Origin of the sequence: Janthinobacterium sp. FW305-128, assembly GCF_020858135.1 — a bacterium.
In the GTDB taxonomy this organism is placed as follows: Bacteria; Pseudomonadota; Gammaproteobacteria; order Burkholderiales; family Burkholderiaceae_D; genus Janthinobacterium.
In genome coordinates, this window is the sequence record NZ_JACYMK010000005.1 from 1 (window position 1) to 19,989 (window position 19,989).

A 19,989-nucleotide genomic window follows, 5' to 3' on the forward strand; every position below is an offset into this window, starting at 1 on the left:
GGCATTCGGCGTGCTCAGGTCGGGAAAAATATTTGATCCGGCCTTGCACGCCGCTTGACGGGGATAACAGTATCTACGTGAGCCATGGTTTCAGCCGATCAGCTTCAAGCCCGGCGGCAGCGCCTCGCCCAGCATGCGCCGGGTAGCTGTTTCATCCAGCTGTGTCACTTCGCTGACCATCGTTTGCCACAGGGGCGGGGCGCCCACGGCTTTCAGGCGGACGAGGATGGTGGCCCGCAGGTCGTCGCCGATGTCGCGCGAGCGGTCGCCCGTCATGCGCGCCAGGTGGGCGGCGGCAAACGCCGCCGGTTCCACTTTTTTCCAGTCCAGCGCCAGCAGCATCGTGAGCCATTCGGCCACGATGGCGCTGTCGACCACTTCGTGCGCGCTGCCGTGGAAGGGCTGGCGCGCGCCGACCCTGGCCAGCGCCCACAGGGTATTTGTGTCCGCCGCTTCGCCCCTTTTATCGGCCTTTTGCAGGCGCTTGATCAGCCAGGCGCCCACTTCGGCCTTGTAGGCGCCGGGGATGCGCTCGAGCGATGCGCCCAGGCGCAGCATGTCGTCGTCGCTGCCGTTCACGAGGGTGACGGGGCGGCTGCCGCGCTGGGCCGCATCGGCTTGCAGGTTGAAAGCGAAGTCGTCGAGCAGGCGCAGCTGCTGCTCCGAACTCAAGCCGCCGGCGACCCTGCGCCACAGGGTCCACCATTCGGCGCACACCTGGTTGTCCTTGTGATGCTGGACGCCCGCGTCGAACAGGGCCCACAACTGCTCGATGCGCCACGGGTCGAGCGCATCGCCATAACCGGGCCGCAAACAGTAGCCGGCCAGATTCAGCCACACCCGCTCATGCTCGGCGGAGCGGCGCCGGCCACGGGCGCGCAGCATCAGGGCGTCGAACAGCTGGCGCAGCAAGGGCGTATCCCAGCTTTCGCGCCCGCCCAGTCCCCGTTCCAGGTGCTGGCGCAGCTGGCGCACTTCCTTGGTCTCGACCTTTTGCGCCTTGCCGCCGAAGATGCGCTCGATCTTCTCGGCCGCTTCCTTCACGCGCGGCGGCACGCTGGACGTGTCGGCCTGCGTTTCCTCCTCGCCACGCAACTGGAATTCCAGCAGCCACCGCTGGTCGGCATCGGCTTCGGCCACGCAGTGCACTTCCAAGGTGCCCACTTCCGTCATCACGGTGGCCAGCTGCACGGTGATCTCGCGCTTGTCATTGCCGTCGCTGGCGTGCAGCACGCTGGCCAGCGGCGGCAGGCGCAAGTATTCTCCGGCGTTCAGGTCGACGATCTCGCCCAACTTGGGCGGCGTGCCCGACTCAAAGAGGGAAGTGGCCAGGTGGAAGCGCACGGGCCGGCCCAGGCGCAGCGCGAACAGGCGCTCCGTCAGGCGGATTTCCTCGCCGCTGGCGCTGCCGCGCGGCAGGATGCACACGGCGCGATGGTCCTTGCCCGCCTCGCCCAGCACGAGGAAATAGCTGCGCGGCGAGCCGCCGCCGATGCGCGGCGCCTGGCCGCGCCGGGCCAGCGCGTAGGCGACGGCGCCACGGGCCACGGCCACGTCGGGGTTATCGTTGTGCAGGATGGTGAGGGGCTGACCCCGCCAGTGCGCCAGCGTCTCGGCCAGGCGGCGCGCCAGCGCGTCGGCGCGGAACACGCCGCCATTGAGCAGCAGGGTGTCGGGCAGTGCCCCTTGATGCTGTTGCAAAAAGCTGGCCAGGTGGCGCGTGATGGCCGCGTCCTGCGCATACGGCAGGCCGAATGCGACGATGCCGGCACGGCCTTTTTTTGCCGTGTCGCCCAGTTCCACCTTCGGAAAGAAGCCGTCGACCACCATGGCCGCAACTTCCTCGCGCGTGACGTCGGCGGAACGGCTGCCGCCGATCAAACGCGATCCCGCGCCCAGCAGGGTCACGGTGACGCTCTCGGGCGCGTCGCTCGACAGCAGCAATTCCTTGGCGGCGCGGCAGCGCTCCATCAGTTGCGACAAGCGCGCGGCGGACAGCTTCATGCCGCCTTCGCTGCCTGCGGCCATGCGCGTTTCCACCAGGTGGGCCAGCGCCAGGTCCATATTGTCGCCGCCGAGGATCAGGTGGTTACCCACGCTGCTACGCGTGAGCTGCGGTGCGCCGTCGGCAAAATCCACGTCGATCAGGCTGAAATCGGTGGTGCCGCCGCCCACGTCGCACACCAGAATGCGGCGCGTATTGGACAAGTCTGCGCGCAGGGTGGCGCGCCGGCGGTGCAGGTAGTCATAAAAGGCGGCCTGCGGCTCTTCCACCAGGCGCAAGGTGGGCAAGCCCGCCATGCGCGCCGCTTCCAGGGTGAGTGCGCGCGCACCCTCGTCGAACGAGGCGGGGATGGTCAGCACCAGTTCCTGCTCTTCGAGGGGCGCCTGCGGGAAGCGGTGATTCCACGCGGCGCGCACGTAGGCGAGGTAGCTGGCGCTGGCCGCCACGGGCGAGACCTTGGCCACGTCGGCATCGGCGCCCCACGGCAAAATCGGCGCCTGGCGGTCCACGTTTGCATGCGACAGCCAGCTCTTTGCGCTGGTGACCAGCCGGCCCGGCACCTGGGCGCCGAGCTGACGCGCCAGTACGCCCAGCACGGCATGTTCCACCTCCTGCTGGGGCCACGGCAGCTGCAAATCGCCCGCCGCCAGTTCGCCGGCGGCGGGGTGGTAGCGCAAGGAGGGCAGCAGGGGGCGTGCGCCCACTTCGCCGGGCGCGACCAGCTGCTCGATGGCGAACAGCTCGATGTCCGCCTGCCCATCTGCCGCTTTGGCCGCATTGGCGTACGCCACCACCGTGTTGGTGGTGCCCAGGTCGATGCCGACCAGGAAGGCCGGCTTGCCCGCAGCCTTGCCCATGGCGCTTATTGCGGCGTGCCGCGCACGTCGAATTCCACCTTCCAGCGCTCGGCGCCGTCAGGGGAAACGGCCAGCAGCTCCAGGGTGCCCGCTTCCGTGACTCTGGCGTGCAGCTTGACCTGCACGACGTCGCCGGCCTGACGGCCTTCGGCGGACAGCGTCGCCTGGATTTCGTTCAGCTCCTGCAATTCATCGGGACCCCAGAAGTCGAGCAAATCGCCGATCTGGTCGTTGCGGCGCGTGGACGAGGCGAAGAAGCGGAAATGCACGGGTTCGCCCACGACGAGGCCGAATTGCTGGCCCGGCAGTTCCAGTTCGCTGCCTTCTTCCATGCCGAACGGCGCCACGCACAGGGCCTGGATCGGCGGTTCCATGCCGGGGATGGCGGGCATGGCCGATTCGATGGCCACATAAAAGGCGCTGGCCGTGCCGCCGCGGATGCGCACGCCGTGGCCGCGCCGTACGTAGCTGTAGTAGGCCGCGCCACGGGCGACGGCCAGGTCCAGGTCGGCCCCGGCCAGCATGCGCGCCGGTTCCGCGCCTTCCATGTACAGCCAGTCGTTGACGGTGGCCATGATGCGCTGCACCAGCAAGTCGGACTTGAAGACGCCGCCGTTGAACAGCACGGCCGTCGGATGCAAGAAGCTGGCGCCTTGCGCCTGGCGGCCGGCAAAGCCTTCCAGTTCGGCCGTTGCTGCCACTTGCCGGCCCAGGAAGGCGGCCAGGTGGCGCGTGATGGCCGCGTCCTGCGCATACGGCAAGCCCAGTTGCGTCAGGCCGGCGCGCGTGCGCACGGCGGGGCGGCTCGATGCTTCCACCTGCGGGAAGAAGCCGTCGAGAATGAAGGTGGACACTTCCGCGCGCGTCAGTTCCGTGCGGATGGAGCCGCCGATCAGCTTCGAACCGCGGCTCGGCACGACGATCGGTGCCACATCGAGGCCGCTGTCGGCCAGCAGGCTTTCCTTGGCGCTGCGGCAGCCGTAGGTCAGCGCGCGCATTTGCCAGGCATCGAGTTGGGTGCCGTTGGCGGCCAGCTTGCGCGCCACCAGATGGGCCAGGGCCAGGTCCATATTGTCGCCGCCAAGCAGGATGTGCTCGCCGACGGCCACGCGGTGCGGTTCCAGCACGCCGTCGCGCTCGAGCACGGCGATCAGCGAAAAGTCGCTGGTGCCGCCGCCCACGTCGACCACTAAAATGATGTCGCCCGGCTTGACTTCCTTGCGCCAGCGGCCTTCGCTGGTCTGTATCCAGCTGTACAGTGCCGCCTGCGGCTCTTCCAGCAGGGTCAGCGAGGTGTAGCCGGCCGCCTGCGCCGCTTCCATCGTCAGCTCGCGCGCGGCAGGGTCGAACGAGGCGGGTATCGTCACCGTGATTTCCTGCTCGGCGAACGGCGCTTGCGGGTGGGCGTTGTCCCAGGCCTGGCGCAAATGCGTCAGGTAGCGCGTGGCGGCCGTGATCGGCGAAATGCGCGCCACTTCGGCTGGCGCGTCGTTCGGCAGGATAGCTGCGCGGCGGTCCACGCCCGGGTGGCACAGCCAGCTTTTCGCGCTCGACACCAGACGGATCGGCGTGGTGGCGCCGCGGCTGCGGGCCATTTCGCCCACGACAAACGGCGCTTCGGCTGCCTCGGTGACCCAGGGCAGGGCCAGGTCGCCCGCCGCCACTTCGTCGGCGTGCGGCAGGTAGACGAAGGAGGGCAACAGCGGCAATTCCTCGACGGTGCCCGGTGCCGACAGCTGCGGCACTTTCAGCACGCCGTGGCTGGACTTTTCGCCGTCGCTCTCGACCAGGTTCACATATGACAGGGCGCTGTGGGTGGTGCCCAGGTCGATGCCGATGGCGTAGCGCGGGGTGTTGTTGGCTTGATCGCTCACAGTTCCACCTCGGCTGGCGCCAGGATGGCGGCGTCGTGTTGCTCGCTCAGTTTCGGCAGGCGCACGCTCGAGGCGCGCCAGCCGCGGTGGCTCAGGGTGCCCGTGAACGGCGCCGAGCCGACCACGTTGCCCGTCAGGCGCACGCTGGCCGAGTCAAAGCCTTCCTGCAGCACGATGCGGCTGCCCTCGGCTTCCTGGCGCACGGCGTCGATGGTGAAGTATTCGCGCATGACCTTGGCGCAGCCTTCATGCACGACGCGGGCGGCCGCGCCGATGTCGGCATCTGCATGGCTGCCCAGGTTTTCCTGGGTAAAGTCGATCAAGCGCGCTTCGCGTTGCAGCAGGGCCAGCAATTGCAGGGCCGCGTCCGGCGTCGCTTCCTTCAAGATGACGGGGGCGGCGGCCGGCACGGGGGCTGGCGCCGGGGCCGGGGCCACTGGCGCCACAGGGGCGACCTCGGGCAGCGACAGCTTTTCCACGCGGGCCGCATAGGCGGCGTCCGACAGGGTGCTGAAGAAGGCGCCGAAGGCCAGCGGGACACGGCGCCAGAACGATGGGTGGGACGATGAGGTGCTCATAGGGAACTCGTTTCTCTGATCTGTAGGGAGGCGTCGGCGGCGCGCCCGGTGGCGGGGCCGCTTCGCAGGGTAGTGCATGTGCCGCGCCAATATGGCCGGCTGCGTTTGCCCGCATGATACCAGCTACCGGGCCGGCGCCAAAGTCACCGGCCCCCGCGCAGCGAGCCTGAGGCGTGGATTTTCTTTGTTCCTGCGCAAAGAAACGCTGAATGTTGCGCCGCTTCGACTAAAATCGCGCATTATCTTTTCGCATTGCCTTTATGCCATGTCTACCGACTTTTCCCCCGACTTTTCCATATATCTAGCCAGCAGCCTGTATATCGATAGCGATCATCCGGCCGTGCGTGCCAAGGCGGCCGAACTGGCGGCAGGCGCCGTAGGCGACGCCGCCATCGCGGCCCGCTGCTTTGCCTTCGTGCGCGACGAAGTCGCCCACAGCTGGGACTACCAGCGCAATCCCGTCACCTGCCGCGCGTCCGACGTCTTGCAACACGGCACGGGCTATTGCTATGCGAAGAGCCATCTGCTGGCCGCGCTGCTGCGCGCCAACGGCATCCCCGCTGGCCTGTGCTACCAGCGCCTGGCCGTGGGGGAAGCGGGCCCGCCGTTTTGCCTGCATGGCTTGAACGCCGTGTATCTGCAGGACTTTGGCTGGTACCGCATCGATGCGCGTGGCAACAAGCCTGGCGTCTCGGCCGCCTTCGCGCCGCCGCAGGAGCAACTGGCCTTTCCCGTGCTGGCGCCGGAAGAGCGCGACTTGCCGGAAATCTGGCCGGCACCGTTGCCGCAGGTGATCGCATCGCTGACCGGCCATGCGACCGTGCAGGATGTGGCCGCGCACTTGCCCGATATCGAATTGTTGCCGCTGCAAAAATAATCTCAAGAAAGAAATCATGAAAAAAGTGTATGTTGGTCTGTTCGGCCTGATGTTACTGGCCGGTTGCGGCGGCAAGGGCGAGAGCGGCGGGCAATCGAGCGCCGCGCGTCTCGACGGCAAGGAAAAAGGCAGCGAGTTTCTTGCCTATGAACACAATGTCAGCGTCGATACGAGCGAGGCGCAAGTGCGGCCCTTGTATGAAAAAGTGGTCGCCGCCTGCAAGGCCGATACGGAAACCGGCTGTTTGCTGCTCGATTCGAGCCTCGACAGCGGCCGCTACGTTCATGCGCGCATCAGCATGCGTGCCAAGCCGGCCGGCATCAAAAAGCTCGTCGCGCTGGTCGCGGCCGAAGGCGACGTCACCAGCCAGGGCACCAAGGTGGAAGACCTGGGCCGTCCCGTGCTCGACAGCAAGAAGCGCCTGGAGATGCTGAAACAGTACCAGGCGCAGTTGCAAGACCTGGAAAAGCGCTCTGGCGCGAATGTCGATGCGCTGATCAAGGTGACCAAGGAACTGGCCACCGTGCAAGTGGAGCTGGAGCAGGCGACGGCGGCCAATGCGCTGTTGATGCAGCGCATCGACACGGACTTGCTGAACGTAATGATCAGCGCTGAAGGCAAGCAATCGTTCTGGCGCCCCGTCAAGCGTGCGCTGGGCAATTTCACGGACAACCTGTCGGAAGGCGTGGCCAACGCCATCACGGCCATGGCTTACATCCTGCCGTGGCTGATCGCTTTCGTGCTGCTGTTCCCGCTGGGCCGCAAGGGCTGGCGCCGCTTGAGAGGCTTGCCGCGCAAGGATTAAAGCCTCCGGCGCACCGTTTTACGGCAATTTGAAACCTGGCTGCACAGTCCTTGTGCAGCCAGGTTTTTTTTCGTGCGGCGAGCGCCGCGTGCACCATGGCGGACAGATGTAGGCGCTGGCACGCATTCTGCTTTAACAACATGGCAGGCCCAGCTCGACCCCACGAACCCATCACAGGAGTCCCCATGTCACGACGCATCATCCTGAAAGCGGCCGCCGCCGGCGCATTCGCCCTGGCCACGTCCACTTATATGCAGGCAGCCCTGGCCGCCGATACGATCAAGGTCGGCATCTTGCACTCCCTGTCGGGCACCATGGCCATCTCCGAAACATCGCTCAAGGATGTGGCGCTGATGACGATTGCCGAGATCAATGCCAAAGGCGGCGTGCTGGGCAAGAAGCTGGAAGCCGTCGTCGTCGACCCGGCGTCGAACTGGCCTTTGTTCGCGGAAAAAGCGAGACAACTGGTGGCGCAGGATAAGGTGGCCGTGGTGTTCGGCTGCTGGACGTCCGTGTCGCGCAAGTCGGTTTTGCCCGTGTTCAAGGAACTCAACAGTCTGCTGTTTTACCCCGTGCAATACGAGGGCGAGGAGCTGGAAAAGAATGTGTTTTATACGGGCGCCGCGCCCAACCAGCAGGCGATCCCCGCCGTCGAATACCTGATGAGCACAGATGGCGGCGGGGCCAAGCGCTTCGTGCTGCTGGGCACGGATTACGTGTATCCGCGCACCACCAACAAGATCCTGCGCGCCTTCCTGAAAAGCAAGGGAGTCAAGGATAGCGATATCAGCGAGGTCTATACGCCGTTCGGCCATGCCGACTATCAAACCATCGTCGCCAATATCAAGAAGTTTTCCACGGGCGGCAAGACGGCCGTCATTTCCACCATCAATGGCGATTCCAACGTGCCGTTCTACAAGGAACTGGGCAATGCGGGCTTGAAAGCGACGGACGTGCCCGTCGTCGCGTTTTCCGTGGGCGAGGAAGAGCTGCGCGGCATCGATACCAAACCCTTGCTCGGTCACCTGGCGGCGTGGAATTACTTTGAATCCGTCAAGAACCCCGTGAATACCGCTTTCATCAAGCAGTGGAAGGCGTACGCCGTGGCGCAAAAACTGCCGAACGCGGATTCGGTGGTGACGAACGACCCGATGGAAGCGACCTATGTGGGCATCCACATGTGGGCGCAAGCCGTGGAAAAGGCGAAATCGACGGACACGGACAAGGTGATCGCCGCCATGGCGGGCCAGAGCGTCAAGGCGCCATCGGGCTTCACCCTGACCATGGATGCAACGAACCACCACTTGCACAAGCCCGTGATGATCGGCGAGATCAAGGCCGATGGGCAATTCAATGTCGTGTGGAAAACCAAGGAACCGATACGCGCCCAGCCGTGGAGCCCGTTTATCAAGGGCAATGAGGGCAAGCAGAAGCTGTAAAAAGCTTGCGCGTCGATTCGTCGCCGCAACCCCAGGCAAAGAGCTGGGGTCAGACCCGGCGGGTCTGACCCCTGTCCTTGTCTTTGGGGGAAGGATACCTATCAAGACATCGGCTTTACTACATGGAATCCATGCACATGCAGCTTCTCCCCAAACTGCTGGTCCTCGCCTGCCTGTTGCTATCCTCGCTGGCGCAGGCCGCCATCTCTCCCGACCTGCTCAAGCCGCTGGCCGGCGACGATCCCGACGCCAGGGTCGCCGCCGTGGCGCAGATCGCCGCCCTGGCCACGCCCGAGGCTGCCAAGGTGCTGCAAGCGCTGCAGGACGACGCCTTGTACGCCGCGCCCGACGGCAAGGTGTACATCGTTGACGGCGAGCAGGCGGTTGACCCGGCAATTGGCCGGAACGTGCCGATGCCCGACGGCATCGACGGCGTGATGGTCAACAACCGCTTGCGCGCGGCTGTGGCAGGCGCCTTGTCGGGTTTGCAGCTGCTGGCGCCGGAGCGCAGCGCCCGCCTGGCCGCCGCGCAAGCCTTGCAAAAGGCGGTCGACCCCGCGCAGCTTCCGTTGATCCGCACCGCGCTGGCGCGGGAAAGCGACGCTGAAATTCAACAACTATTGCAAGTGCTGATCGCCAGCGCCAACCTGCATGCACCCGACGCCGCCACGCGCAAGGCCGCCGTGCAGGCGCTGGCGGGCAGCAGCGATGCGCGCCTGCTGCCGGTGCTGCAAGCCATGCTGGAGCAGGGCGGCGAACCCGACGAAGCCGTGCAGCTGGCCGCCATCGACACCATGCGCCAGATCAAGGGACGAGTGTCGCGCATGGAATTGGCCGGCAATGTGTTTTACGGCATCTCGCTGGGCAGCGTGCTGCTGTTGGCCGCGCTGGGCCTGGCCATCACCTTCGGCCTGATGGGCATCATCAATATGGCGCATGGCGAATTGCTGATGATAGGCGCTTACACGACCTATCTGTGCCAGCTGTTTTTCCGCACCTATCTGCCTGGCCTGCAGGATGCGTATCTGCTGGCCGCCTTGCCGGCCGCCTTTGTCGTCGCGGGACTGGTGGGCGTGGCACTGGAACGCACGGTGATCCGCTGGTTGTACGGGCGGCCGCTGGAAACCCTGCTGGCCACCTGGGGCATCAGCCTGATCCTCATGCAGCTGGTCCGCACGATATTCGGCGCGCAAAACGTGGAAGTGGCCAATCCGGCCTGGATGTCGGGCGGCGTGACGGTACTGGGCGGCCTCGTGCTGCCGTACAACCGGCTGGCCATCATCGTCTTCGCCGTCGTCGTCGTCGTGGCCGTGTGGCTGATCCTCAACAAGACACGCCTGGGCCTGTTCGTGCGGGCCGTCACGCAAAACCGCCGCATGGCCGATTGCGTGGGCGTGGCCACGGGCAAGGTCGACATGCTCACGTTCGGCCTCGGTTCCGGAATCGCCGGGCTCGGCGGCGTGGCCCTGTCGCAGCTGGGTAATGTGGGGCCGGACCTGGGCCAAAGCTATATCGTCGATTCCTTCATGGTGGTGGTGCTGGGCGGCGTGGGCCAGCTGGCCGGCACCGTGATCGCCGCGCTGGGCCTGGGCGAAGTCAACAAATTCCTCGAACCGGTGGCCGGCGCCGTGCTGGCGAAGATCGCCATTCTCGTGTTCATCATCATTTTCATCCAGCGCCGGCCGCAGGGCCTGTTTGCCATGAAGGGACGCAGCGTCGAATGATTACCTCCTACCCGATCAAACAGGGCCTGTTCACGCGGCCCGTGTGGATGGCGATTGCCGCCTGCAGCGTGCTGGCGGCGCTGTTGCCGATTTTTAATCTGGCGTTTGCCGAAGGCCATGCCTTGCATGTGTCCGCCTACACGGTTGCGCTGGTGGGCAAGTTCATGTGCTACGCGCTGGCCGCGCTGGCGCTGGACCTCGTCTGGGGCTATACGGGTATCTTGTCACTAGGACACGGCGTGTTCTTTGCCCTGGGCGCGTATGCGCACGGCATGTATCTGATGCGCGCCATCGGCGACCAGGGCCAGTACCGCAGCAGCTTGCCCGACTTCATGGTCTTTCTCGACTGGAAGACCTACCCGTGGTACTGGGCCTTCACGGAACACTTCTGGTATTGCATGGCCCTCGTCGTGCTGGTGCCGGGCGTGCTGGCCTTCGTCTTCGGTTATTTCGCGTTTCGTTCGCGCATCAAGGGCGTGTATTTTTCCATCATCACGCAAGCGATGACGTATGCCTTCATGCTCTTGTTCTTCCGTAATGACACCGGCTTTGGCGGCAACAACGGTTTCACGGATTTCAAGACGATATTGGGCCACAGCATCACGGCGCCCGCCACCCGGGCCGTGCTGTTCCTGCTGACCCTGGCCTTCCTGCTGGCGGCCTTGATCGGTGCGCGCGCCATCGTCCGCTCGAAGCTGGGCAGGGTGCTGCAGGGCGTGCGCGACAGCGAGGCGCGGCTGATGTTCCTTGGCTACAACCCGCTGTGGTTCAAGCTGTTCGTCTGGACCTTGTCGGCCGTGCTGTGCGGCATCGCCGGCGCCCTGTACGTGCCCCAGGTGGGCATCATCAACCCGTCCGAAATGTCGCCCGCCAACTCCATCGAGATGGTCGTGTGGGTGGCGGTGGGCGGGCGCGGTACCTTGCTCGGTCCGATTCTGGGTGCGTTTACCGTGAACGGCTTGAAAAGCTGGTTCACGGCCGTCCTGCCGGAATTGTGGCTGTTCGCGCTGGGTTTGCTGTTCATCGGCGTCACCCTGTTCATGCAGCAGGGCATGCTCGGTGTGTTGAACAAGCTCAAACTTAAAAAAGTCGCCATCGTGGCAGAGGAGGCCGCATGAGCATCCGCATGTTGCCCGGCATGGCCGGCACCGAGGCTGGCCCCACGTATGCGCGCGTAAAAGGCGAGGGCGTCGATACGACGCATGGCGCGATTCTGTATCTGGAAGACATCAGCGTGTCGTTCGACGGTTTCAAGGCCATCAACAAGCTGAGTCTCGATATTTCCGTGGGCGAGTTGCGCTGCATTATCGGCCCGAATGGCGCGGGCAAGACGACGATGATGGATGTGATCACCGGCAAGACGCGGCCTACGTCCGGCACGGCCTGGTTTGGCCAGACCATGAATCTGGCCACCATGACGGAAGCGCAAATCGCCCATGCGGGCATCGGCCGCAAGTTCCAGCGCCCCACCGTATTCGAGCAGCACACGGTGTTCGACAACCTGGAACTGGCGATGAAGATGGACAAGCGCGTGGCGCCCACCCTGTTTGCGCGCTTGTCTTCCGAGCAGGAAGGCAGGATCGAATCGGTCTTGCGCCTGATCCGCTTGAACGGCCACGAAGCGCGGCCGGCCGGTTTGCTGTCGCACGGGCAAAAGCAATGGCTGGAAATCGGCATGCTCCTGATGCAGGAGCCGCAGCTGATTTTATTGGATGAACCCGTGGCCGGCATGTCGGATGCGGAAACGGCGCGCACGGCGGAACTCCTCAATGAATTGCGCGGCAAGCATTCGATCATGGTCGTCGAGCACGACATGGGTTTCGTCACGGAGATCGCTCAGCAAGGCATCGTTACCGTGCTGCATGAAGGTGCCGTGCTGGCGCAGGGGCGCATGGACGAAGTGCAAGCCGACGAGAGAGTCATCGAAGTCTATCTGGGAAGATAATAAGGGGAGATCGCAGGCCATGCTCGAAGTGCAACAATTAAATCAATACTATGGCTCCTCGCACACATTGCGCGGCATCGACCTGTCGGCGCGCAAGGGCGAATGCCTGGCCTTGCTAGGGCGTAATGGCGTGGGCAAGACGACCTTGCTCAAATGCCTGATGGGCGTGCTGCCCGTGGCGCAGGGCAAGGTGGTGTTCCAGGGGCGCGATATCACGAAGCTGGCGCCGCATGCGCGCGCCAGGCTGGGCATGGCCTACGTGCCGCAGGGGCGCGACATCTTTGCGCGCCTGACGGTCGAGGAAAACTTGCTGATGGGCATGGCGGTGAAGCGGGGCAGGCTGGCCTCGCGCATTGATCCCCACGTGTATGAGCTGTTTCCCGTGCTCAAGGAGATGCTGGAGCGACGCGGCGGCGATTTGTCCGGCGGGCAACAGCAGCAACTGGCCATCGCCCGCGCCCTGTTGGCCGAGCCGCAATTGATCATCTTTGACGAGCCGACGGAGGGTATCCAGCCCTCCGTCATCAAGGATATCGGCAGGGTCATTTCCTTGTTGAAACAGCGGGGCGACATGGCCATCGTGCTGTGCGAACAGTATTTCGATTTCGCCCGCGAACTGGCCGACGAGTTCATCGTGCTGTCGCGCGGCAGCGTGGTGGCCAGCGGAGTGGCGGCGCAGATGGATGGCGATGAGGTGAAGCGGCACCTGGCCGTGTAAGGTCAGACGAGCTGGAACCAGCCCAGCACGGCGCCGGCCGCCAGCAGCCACAATAAATGGATCTTCGTGCGCCAGATGATCAGGCCGGCCACGATGGACAGGCTCCACAGGGGCCAGTCGGTGCGGATGTCATGGTTGGCGCCGCCCAGGATCATGCCCGTGGAAATCAGGAGGGCGACGACGATGGGCGCCATGCCTTGCTTGAAGGCGCGCACGGGGCGCAGGTCGCGGTTGCGGTAGCCCCACTGGGCCGCCACGTAGGTGAGGGTGGTGCTGGGCAGCATGATGCCCACCATCGTGATGAACACGCCGAGATAGGCGGCCGTGTAGCTGCCCGCATTCATGCCCACGTTCCAGCCCATCAGGGCGACGAACAGCACATTGGGGCCGGGAGCGGCCTGGGCGATGGCGATCGACTCGTTGAATTGCGCCTGCGTCAGCCAGCCATGCTGTTCGACGAGGAAGCGGTGCATTTCGGAAGTGGTGGAAATGGCGCCGCCGATCGACATCAGCGACAGCATCAGGTAGTGGCCGAACAGGTTCAGCCAGTCGCCCGCGCTTAACACCAGTTGCAGGGGCGGATTCATCTGGACAGCTTTCGATAGGTGAGCAGGCAGCCGATGCCGCCCAGACCCAGCAGGATGTACAGCAGGGGCCAGCGCAGCACGGCCACCATCAGCACGCCCAGCACGGTGATGGACAAGGTCAGCCACAGGGGCAGCGGATGCCTGGCCAGCGCAGTCGCCAGCTTCACGCCCGTGGCGGCGATCATGCCGGCCGAGACGGCGGCCATGCCGCGCAGTGCGCCCACCATCTGCGGATTGTCGCCAAAGCGCGTGTACAGCACGCCCAGCACAAGCACGATGACGAGCGGGGCGGTCAGCATGCCGGCCAGCGCCGTCAGCGCGCCTTTCAAACCGAAATAGCGCCCGCCCACCATCAGCGACAGGTTGACGACATTCGGCCCGGGCATGATCTGCGCCACGGCCCAGTCCTCGAGGAATTCCTCCTGCGTCAGCCAGCGCTTGCGCTCGACCATCTCGCGCTGGATCACGGCCAGCACGCCGCCAAAGCCTTGCAGGGCCAGCCAGGTGAACGAAAAGAACAGGTCGGCAAGCGAGGCCGGTTCCGGACGGGGCTGGTCGGGTTGGGGAGTGGATGAGGCGGCGGGCATGCACGATTATGGCCGTGCCTGCTCCGCCTTGTCCATGCCTATCTCCATGCCGTCTAGCCGCCGCCCACGCCGGCGATGACCACGCCCGTGCCGCCGCACATGACGCAAGGCTGGCCATTGTCCGTGTTGCCCCTGCCCATGCAATGCGTGCAGACGTTTTCTCCCGTGCCGGGCGTGCCGGGCGGGGCGATGTCGCCAGGATGTTGCTCAGAATCCGGTGTTGTATTCATGTCGTGTCTCCTTTGCATGCAGGGCGGGAGCTGCGCGATGGCGGCCAAATCCCATGGTAGGCCGGCGCCGCATGAGGCGTTTGACCTGCCTTAAGGTGCGCGGCCTTGCATCCCCGAAAAAAACTGCATTGCAATAGCTGGCTGGCATTGACATCGCGCGTTTTTCAGCAATACTTTCGCTGTCGCCTTCCGCGCTGGCCATGCTGGTGCCGGTCCCCGCTGCTGCATCCCGCCACCGTCGCTTTCTTCAGGAGTCATCGATCATGCCTCATTCCACAGAAACGCTGCATATGCCCGCCAAAACCGTGGTGCTGCATGCCCGCATCGACCAGAAGATGTCCGATATCGTCAATCTGGGCATCGCCGTGCAGGCAGCCTTCAGCACCTTGTGCGCGCTGGAATACCTGAAGTCATACAATGTCGCCCCCGACCTGATCGAGCGCGTGCTGCTGCATCCGGAGCAGCGCCGCCAGACCGTGCACTGAGTATCCTCGCGGCAACTGTATTGCCGGCAGCGTTGGCCCGGTGTTGTCGGATTGATCATTACGGCTCAGTTATGCACAAATGATGGGCTAACGAAATTGGCGAAATAATTTTCTTGTGATTATGTGTGACTTTCTAAGTGTTTGATTTTAATGGATTTTATTTTTGCTGTTTGATTGAGCAGTTTATTGAAAGCCGCACGGGCTGTGGCTTTGAAGGCTGTCAATAGGCCCTTATCCACAAAGATATCCACAGTCCGTGTGGATATCTGAAAAAGCGCTTAACAATCCGCCACTTAGGAAAAAGGGGCGGGCCAGCGCCTGCTTTCGGCGCGCGAGATGGGCCAAAATGGGGCATGCCACAAGCCTGTATGCCTATCCAGTGCTCTTGTTTTTATGACTGAAAGTAGCGGCCCCGTTCAGGGCGTGCCGCCGGCTGGCGCCGCTGGCGTGTCGCCGCACTGGGCCAGGGCGGCAGCCAGTTCGGCGACTTGCTGCTCCGCTTCGCGCAAGGTGGCATAGGTGCGCAGCGAGGCGATCACAGTGGTAAACAACTTGCGCGTGGTCAGGTCCGTCTTGCACCAGAAATCGTTGATGTCGTAATCGATGATGATGCGGTGTTCCAGCGCCTGGCCGGGCTGGCCCGTGCGCAGGATGATGCGCACGGCGCTGTTGTGCAGCTCTTCGCGGATCTGGCGTGCCACTTGCAGTCCGGCATCCTGGGTTTCCATGATCACATCGAGCAGCACCACGGCGATATCGGAAGTGCCGCGCAGCAAGGTGAGCGCCTCGGCGCCCGAGTACGCGTGCAAAAAGCTCAGCCTGCGGCCCTGGAAGCTGGCCTGGCTGAGGGCGAACTTGGTCACCACGTGCACGTCGACATCGTCATCGACGATCAGCACGCGCCATGGCGCCGCGGTGGCAGGCTCTGCCGCCGCGTCTGCCCGTTCCAGCGGTTCGTCGACCAGCCAGTCCGGTTCGTCCGCTCCCTTGGCGGCGTTGTCGCTATCCATGTTCATGCGTTTATCCACCGTTGATCGTGCTTGCTACTCCACACTATGCCAGTCTACGGGGTTTGTCAAAACAATGCTGTTCAAGCAAGACGGCCTGGGCCAGGGTTGCTTATGCACAGCAAAATATATTTTCATTGTGGCAAAGTAACTTTGTTCGAGCGCAAATTCGTGATTGCAAGTCATTGATTTCATTGGGGTAAAAAATTGCCTGTGAAATCAGCAAATTGTTGAAACCCGCATCAATACTGGTGTTGCGGCTTGTCAAGAGGGGCTTATCAACAACTTTATCCACAGTTGCTGTGGATATCTAAAAAAGCCGTGCAAAAACCGGGGCTTAGCGCCCGTTCATGCGGCAAGGTCGCAGCATTTCATGCGGCCAGTCCAAGCCCGCCCAGCCGGGCAAAGGCGTGCAGGAAGCGCTGCTTGGCTTCGGCGGGACCCATGGCGTCGATTATACCGGGCAAGGGGGCGATGCCGTCAAGGTAAGCCCAGCGTTCGGCCGAGTGCGGCATCAGGTCGCGCTTTTCCGTGGCCAGCGCGATCAGGTCGGCCCGCTTGATCGGTGCGTAATCGGAAAAATCCAGCCCATACGTGGCGGCGATGATGGCGCTGACCTTGTCTTCCAGCACGGCAAACTCGGGCAGCAATACTTTCAAGGGTTTCACCATGTCGCCCAGGTAGGCTTCGGCCGCGTCGTGCAGCAGGGCGGCCAGGCGCAAATGGGGCGGCACCAGTTCGGCGACGATCAGGCTGTGCTGTGCGACCGAGTAAAACACTTGCGTCTGTCCATTGAAGCGGCACTGGTAGGCGAGGCCGTGGGCAATGTCCTCGATGGCTACCTTGTCGATATGCGGGCGCAAGGGATAAAAACGGTTGCCTGAATAAGTGGAAACGTAGTCGGTGGTAATCATTGCCATGGCATGGTGCTCGGAACGCTCAAGATGCTTCATCGTACACCCGATGGCATGCGCTTGCCCCGGCTGCGGTGCACAGGCGGCTTTCCCGCTGAGCCTATGCATCTTGGCAAAGCCTTTAATTTATTTCATATCATTCATTGTTCTTTCTCAAATACACTATAGCAATCTTGTTTGTCTGAAACTTCATTTAGGGGCAGGGCAATGACGGCGATACCTTCGGCAAGACCTTCGTATATCTATCAGGACGGTTCGGTGATGATGCACTCGCCGCTGCAATTGAAACAGTCGGAAATGTACGGCTATTTCGTCAGGGGCGACCTGGCCAAGCTGCAGGCCACCGTGAATACCACCCTGAACCAGGTGGCCGGCAGCAAGATGACTCTGAAAGCCCTGTCGCCGTATGTGATGCTGACGTTTACACGCGTCAACCATGCGGACTCGGCCAACCCCGTCGACCAGGCCAAGGGCTGGATCACGGAAGTCGACATCGTCACCTGGATCATGGTCGGCCAGATGGATGAACGCGGCAAGCTCGCGCATATCTACTGGTATCCGTGCCACATTTTTGTGGATGACGCCATGGCCCTGATCAACGGGCGCGAACTGTTCGGCTATCCGAAATACCTGTGCGACTACGAGATTCCCGCCGCCGGCAGCGAGCCGCTGCGCTGTTCCGTCGCCGCCAAAGGCTTCCAGCATTTTTCGCCGGAAACGAAGCTGGCCCTGCACCCGCTGCTGGAAGTCAATGCCACCGTGCAGACGGGGCCGCACAAACCCGTCAACAGTTTCCTTGAACTCATCGAGCAGGCATTCGAGATTTTTCTCTCCATTCCCGATTTCTTCGACATGGACCAGGCTGGCTGGGCCGATATTTTGTCCTTGCTGCGCAACCCGCGCATCGACCAGATTTTCCTCAAGCAATTCCCCGACAGCGCGGGCGTGAAAGCCGTGTACCAGGCCCTGGTGGCCGCACCGGCCGAAATCAACCGCCTGCACAGCGCGCGCCTGCTCGGCTATGAATACGAATGCACGGTGCACGCCTTCGACAGCTTCCCGCTGGACCAGACCCTGGGTTTGCAGCTGGGACCGCAGGCGGCGATTTTGCCCTTCAATGTAAATTTCGACTTCACGGCCATGCCGGGCGAGGAACTGGTCGACAATTCCCGCATCGCGCCGGAAAAGATCGCCATTCTCGGCGGCGGCGTGGCGGCCATGACCACCGCGTATTATCTGACGAACCAGCCGGGCTGGCAAAACCGGCACGCCATCACCGTCTACCAGCTGGGCTGGCGCCTGGGCGGCAAGGGCGCCAGCGGGCGCAATGCGCATGCGGGCCAGCGCATCGAGGAGCACGGCCTGCACATCTGGTTCGGCTTCTACGCGAACGCCTTCAGGATGATCAAGGAAGCCTACGCCAGCCTGGAACGCCCGCCCGGCGCGCCGCTGGCCACCTGGCGCGACGCTTTTAAACAACACGATTACGTGGCCCTGTCGGAAGACGTCAAGGGACAATGGCGCAACTGGTCCATCGTCTTTCCCACCTTGCCGGGCGAACCGGGCGAGGGCGGCGAAGACGTCACCCTGTGGCAGATGGCCATCGCCATGGTGGGCTGGATCGAGCAGTGGATACGCCAGATCCGCCAGGTGGCGGACGCCGACGCGCGCATCGTGCGTGCCAGCGCGCAGCCAGGTGACGGCGAAGGCGAAGGCGTGTGGCCGGGCTGGCTGCGCCGCCTGGCCGACGAAGTGGTGGGGCAGGCCGATGAACTGGGGCTGGACGTGGGCCTGTCCGTGGGCGCGCTGGCGGCGCTGGTGGCCGACCTGGCGCCGGACTCCACGCGCCACGACCAGGCCCGCCACCAGCTGCTGGCCAGCACCCTGAACGGCATCCGCGCCTGGCTGCGCCTGCGCTACCGCGCGCTGATCGATGGCGACGATGAATTGCGCCGCCTGTTCACCTGCCTGGACCTGGGCATCACGGTCATGAAGGGCATGTTCGAGGATGGCGTGTTCAAGAACGGCTTTGACGTCATCAACGACATCGATTTCCGCGCCTGGCTGCGCAAGCATGGCGGCGACGAGCAGTTCAGCGTCAATTCGGCGCCCGTGCGCGGCTTTTACGACCTGGTGTTTGCCTACGAGGACGGCGATTTTTCCAAGCCGAACATCGAGGCGGGCACCTTGCTGCGTTCGATGGCGCGCATCGGCCTGGCCTACAAGGGCGGCATCATGTTCAAGATGCAGGCCGGCATGGGCGACACGATTTTCACACCGCTGTACGAGGTGCTGCGCAAGCGCGGCGTGGAATTCAAGTTCTTCCAGCGCGTGGAAGAACTGGTGCCGGGCGCGGGCGACATCGACAGCATCCGCATCACGCAGCAGGTGCAATTGAAGGACCCGGCCGCCGGTTACGCGCCGCTGGTGGACGTGAAAGGCTTGCCGTGCTGGCCCAGCGCGCCCGATTACGCGCAGATCGAACCGGCCCAGGCGGCGCTGCTGCAGGCGCAGGAAGTCAACCTGGAATCGTACTGGAGCGACTGGCCGCAGCAGTATGCGCAGGCGTTCGGCCGCGCGCTGCCCGCCACGGTATTGAAGAAGGGCGTCGATTTCGACAAGGTGGTGTTCGGCATTTCCATCGGCTCGCTGCAAGCCCTGTGCCCGCAACTGCTGGCGCAAAGTCCGGCTCTGCAACTGGCGGCCGACAAGGTGAAAACGGTGGCCACGCAGGCTTACCAGGTTTGGCTCAACAAGGATTTGTCTCAGATGGGCTGGACCACGCAGCCGAAGGGCCAGCAACCGGTGCTGTCGGCCTTCACGGAGCCGTACGACACGTGGGCGCCGATGGATCAATTATTGGCGCACGAGGATTGGCCGGTGGGGCTGGAACCGAAAAACGTTTCGTACTTTTGCAGCGCCTTCCCCGTCGACAGCTACCCGCCCGTCACCGACACGGGCTTTCCCGCCCGCTGCGCGGCCAAGGCGAAACAGGGCGCGCTGCATCAGCTGGAACGCGAGATCGGCGCGCTGTGGCCCGAGGCGGGCGCGCCCGGCGCGTTTCCGTGGCAATGGCTGGTCGATGCGAAGGCCGGCACGGGGCCGGCGCGCTTCGACAGCCAGTACTGGCGCGCCAACGTCGACCCGTCCGAGCGCTACGTGATGTCGGTGGTGGGCAGCACGCAGTACCGGCTGGCGACCGACCAGTCGGGCTTCAGTAACCTGTTCCTCACGGGCGACTGGATCAGGACGGGCTTGAACGCGGGCTGCGTCGAGGCGGCCGTGATGGCCGGCATGCAGACCTCGCGCGCCATGACCGGCTATCCGGCCGTGATCCAGGGCGAGACGGATTTCTAG

17 protein-coding genes are annotated in these 19,989 nt (G+C 63.8%); 9 read left to right on the forward strand and 8 right to left on the reverse strand.

Annotated features, from left to right (window positions below; all coding sequences use genetic code 11):
• Positions 1-90: 90 nt before the first annotated feature.
• The 3 genes from IGS60_RS11895 to IGS60_RS11905 are packed head-to-tail and all read right to left on the reverse strand — an operon-like array spanning position 91 to position 5,314.
• On the reverse strand, positions 91-2,862 hold the full coding sequence (locus IGS60_RS11895) for an Hsp70 family protein (RefSeq protein WP_230504524.1): 2,772 nt from the start codon (positions 2,860-2,862) through the stop codon (positions 91-93).
• A 5-nt stretch (positions 2,863-2,867) separates the two neighbouring features.
• Entirely contained in the window at positions 2,868-4,736 is a 1,869-nt protein-coding gene (locus tag IGS60_RS11900; protein ID WP_230504527.1) for an Hsp70 family protein, read from the reverse strand.
• The gene (locus tag IGS60_RS11905; protein WP_230504529.1) at positions 4,733-5,314 is read right to left on the reverse strand and encodes a DUF2760 domain-containing protein; all 582 of its coding nucleotides are present in this window, start codon (positions 5,312-5,314) and stop codon (positions 4,733-4,735) included. The genes IGS60_RS11900 and IGS60_RS11905 overlap by 4 nt, the downstream gene beginning before the upstream one ends.
• A 265-nt stretch (positions 5,315-5,579) precedes the next feature.
• Here IGS60_RS11905 and IGS60_RS11910 point away from each other — a divergent pair, with 265 nt between their 5' ends.
• The 7 genes from IGS60_RS11910 (at position 5,580) to urtE (ending at position 12,822) form a co-directional block, all read left to right on the forward strand.
• Entirely contained in the window at positions 5,580-6,191 is a 612-nt protein-coding gene (locus IGS60_RS11910; RefSeq protein ID WP_230504531.1) for a transglutaminase family protein, read from the forward strand.
• 16 nt (positions 6,192-6,207) lie between these two features.
• The gene (locus IGS60_RS11915) at positions 6,208-6,996 is read left to right on the forward strand and encodes a DUF4349 domain-containing protein (protein WP_230504533.1); all 789 of its coding nucleotides are present in this window, start codon (positions 6,208-6,210) and stop codon (positions 6,994-6,996) included.
• A gap of 185 nt (positions 6,997-7,181) precedes the next feature.
• Positions 7,182-8,435: an urea ABC transporter substrate-binding protein gene (gene urtA, locus IGS60_RS11920; RefSeq protein ID WP_070222267.1), complete on the forward strand. Its 1,254-nt coding sequence runs from the start codon at positions 7,182-7,184 to the stop codon at positions 8,433-8,435.
• Positions 8,436-8,572: 137 nt separating this feature from the next.
• Entirely contained in the window at positions 8,573-10,159 is a 1,587-nt protein-coding gene (urtB, locus tag IGS60_RS11925) for an urea ABC transporter permease subunit UrtB (RefSeq protein WP_230504535.1), read from the forward strand.
• On the forward strand, positions 10,156-11,277 hold the full coding sequence (gene urtC / locus IGS60_RS11930) for an urea ABC transporter permease subunit UrtC (protein ID WP_230504536.1): 1,122 nt from the start codon (positions 10,156-10,158) through the stop codon (positions 11,275-11,277). The genes urtB and urtC overlap by 4 nt, the downstream gene beginning before the upstream one ends.
• A complete protein-coding gene (gene urtD, locus IGS60_RS11935) occupies positions 11,274-12,104 on the forward strand; it encodes an urea ABC transporter ATP-binding protein UrtD (RefSeq protein ID WP_230504538.1) in 831 nt (276 codons plus the stop codon). Before urtC ends, urtD begins: the two co-directional genes overlap by 4 nt.
• 19 nt (positions 12,105-12,123) lie before the next feature.
• Complete coding sequence (urtE, locus tag IGS60_RS11940) at positions 12,124-12,822, forward strand: urea ABC transporter ATP-binding subunit UrtE (RefSeq protein WP_230504540.1); 699 nt, start codon at positions 12,124-12,126, stop codon at positions 12,820-12,822.
• Positions 12,823-12,824: 2 nt separating this feature from the next.
• On the opposite strand, the gene IGS60_RS11945 is transcribed toward urtE, so the two are convergent.
• Genes IGS60_RS11945 through IGS60_RS11955 form a run of 3 tightly spaced genes read right to left on the reverse strand, consistent with a single transcriptional unit; the run spans position 12,825 to position 14,226 of the window.
• Entirely contained in the window at positions 12,825-13,409 is a 585-nt protein-coding gene (locus IGS60_RS11945) for a chromate transporter (RefSeq protein ID WP_070222258.1), read from the reverse strand.
• Positions 13,406-13,996, reverse strand: coding sequence for a chromate transporter (locus tag IGS60_RS11950; protein ID WP_230504542.1), 591 nt, complete (start codon positions 13,994-13,996; stop codon positions 13,406-13,408). The genes IGS60_RS11945 and IGS60_RS11950 overlap by 4 nt, the downstream gene beginning before the upstream one ends.
• 53 nt (positions 13,997-14,049) lie before the next feature.
• Positions 14,050-14,226 carry a hypothetical protein gene (locus IGS60_RS11955; RefSeq protein WP_175444697.1) on the reverse strand — a complete coding sequence of 59 codons (177 nt, stop codon included), beginning with the start codon at positions 14,224-14,226 and terminating at the stop codon, positions 14,050-14,052.
• Positions 14,227-14,489: 263 nt separating this feature from the next.
• Here IGS60_RS11955 and IGS60_RS11960 point away from each other — a divergent pair, with 263 nt between their 5' ends.
• The gene (locus IGS60_RS11960) at positions 14,490-14,711 is read left to right on the forward strand and encodes a hypothetical protein (protein ID WP_070290717.1); all 222 of its coding nucleotides are present in this window, start codon (positions 14,490-14,492) and stop codon (positions 14,709-14,711) included.
• Between the two features lie 416 nt (positions 14,712-15,127).
• On the opposite strand, the gene IGS60_RS11965 is transcribed toward IGS60_RS11960, so the two are convergent.
• Complete coding sequence (locus IGS60_RS11965; protein ID WP_227742005.1) at positions 15,128-15,727, reverse strand: two-component system response regulator; 600 nt, start codon at positions 15,725-15,727, stop codon at positions 15,128-15,130.
• 362 nt (positions 15,728-16,089) lie between these two features.
• Positions 16,090-16,638 carry a phosphohydrolase gene (locus IGS60_RS11970; RefSeq protein WP_230504544.1) on the reverse strand — a complete coding sequence of 183 codons (549 nt, stop codon included), beginning with the start codon at positions 16,636-16,638 and terminating at the stop codon, positions 16,090-16,092.
• Positions 16,639-16,839: 201 nt separating this feature from the next.
• Between IGS60_RS11970 and IGS60_RS11975 the strand changes: the two genes are divergently transcribed.
• Positions 16,840-19,989, forward strand: a complete 3,150-nt coding sequence (locus tag IGS60_RS11975; protein WP_230504546.1) for an NAD(P)-binding protein — start codon at positions 16,840-16,842, stop codon at positions 19,987-19,989.

Coding starts and splice junctions, on each gene's coding strand:
- IGS60_RS11895 (WP_230504524.1), bottom strand. CDS start 2,862: ATGGGCAAGGCTGCGGGCAAGCCGGCCTTCCTGGTCGGCATCGACCTG.
- IGS60_RS11905 (WP_230504529.1), bottom strand. CDS start 5,314: ATGAGCACCTCATCGTCCCACCCATCGTTCTGGCGCCGTGTCCCGCTG.
- IGS60_RS11910 (WP_230504531.1), top strand. CDS start 5,580: ATGTCTACCGACTTTTCCCCCGACTTTTCCATATATCTAGCCAGCAGC.
- IGS60_RS11915 (WP_230504533.1), top strand. CDS start 6,208: ATGAAAAAAGTGTATGTTGGTCTGTTCGGCCTGATGTTACTGGCCGGT.
- urtA (WP_070222267.1), top strand. CDS start 7,182: ATGTCACGACGCATCATCCTGAAAGCGGCCGCCGCCGGCGCATTCGCC.
- urtB (WP_230504535.1), top strand. CDS start 8,573: ATGCAGCTTCTCCCCAAACTGCTGGTCCTCGCCTGCCTGTTGCTATCC.
- urtC (WP_230504536.1), top strand. CDS start 10,156: ATGATTACCTCCTACCCGATCAAACAGGGCCTGTTCACGCGGCCCGTG.
- urtD (WP_230504538.1), top strand. CDS start 11,274: ATGAGCATCCGCATGTTGCCCGGCATGGCCGGCACCGAGGCTGGCCCC.
- urtE (WP_230504540.1), top strand. CDS start 12,124: ATGCTCGAAGTGCAACAATTAAATCAATACTATGGCTCCTCGCACACA.
- IGS60_RS11945 (WP_070222258.1), bottom strand. CDS start 13,409: ATGAATCCGCCCCTGCAACTGGTGTTAAGCGCGGGCGACTGGCTGAAC.
- IGS60_RS11950 (WP_230504542.1), bottom strand. CDS start 13,996: ATGCCCGCCGCCTCATCCACTCCCCAACCCGACCAGCCCCGTCCGGAA.
- IGS60_RS11955 (WP_175444697.1), bottom strand. CDS start 14,226: ATGAATACAACACCGGATTCTGAGCAACATCCTGGCGACATCGCCCCG.
- IGS60_RS11960 (WP_070290717.1), top strand. CDS start 14,490: ATGCCTCATTCCACAGAAACGCTGCATATGCCCGCCAAAACCGTGGTG.
- IGS60_RS11965 (WP_227742005.1), bottom strand. CDS start 15,727: ATGAACATGGATAGCGACAACGCCGCCAAGGGAGCGGACGAACCGGAC.
- IGS60_RS11970 (WP_230504544.1), bottom strand. CDS start 16,638: ATGGCAATGATTACCACCGACTACGTTTCCACTTATTCAGGCAACCGT.
- IGS60_RS11975 (WP_230504546.1), top strand. CDS start 16,840: ATGACGGCGATACCTTCGGCAAGACCTTCGTATATCTATCAGGACGGT.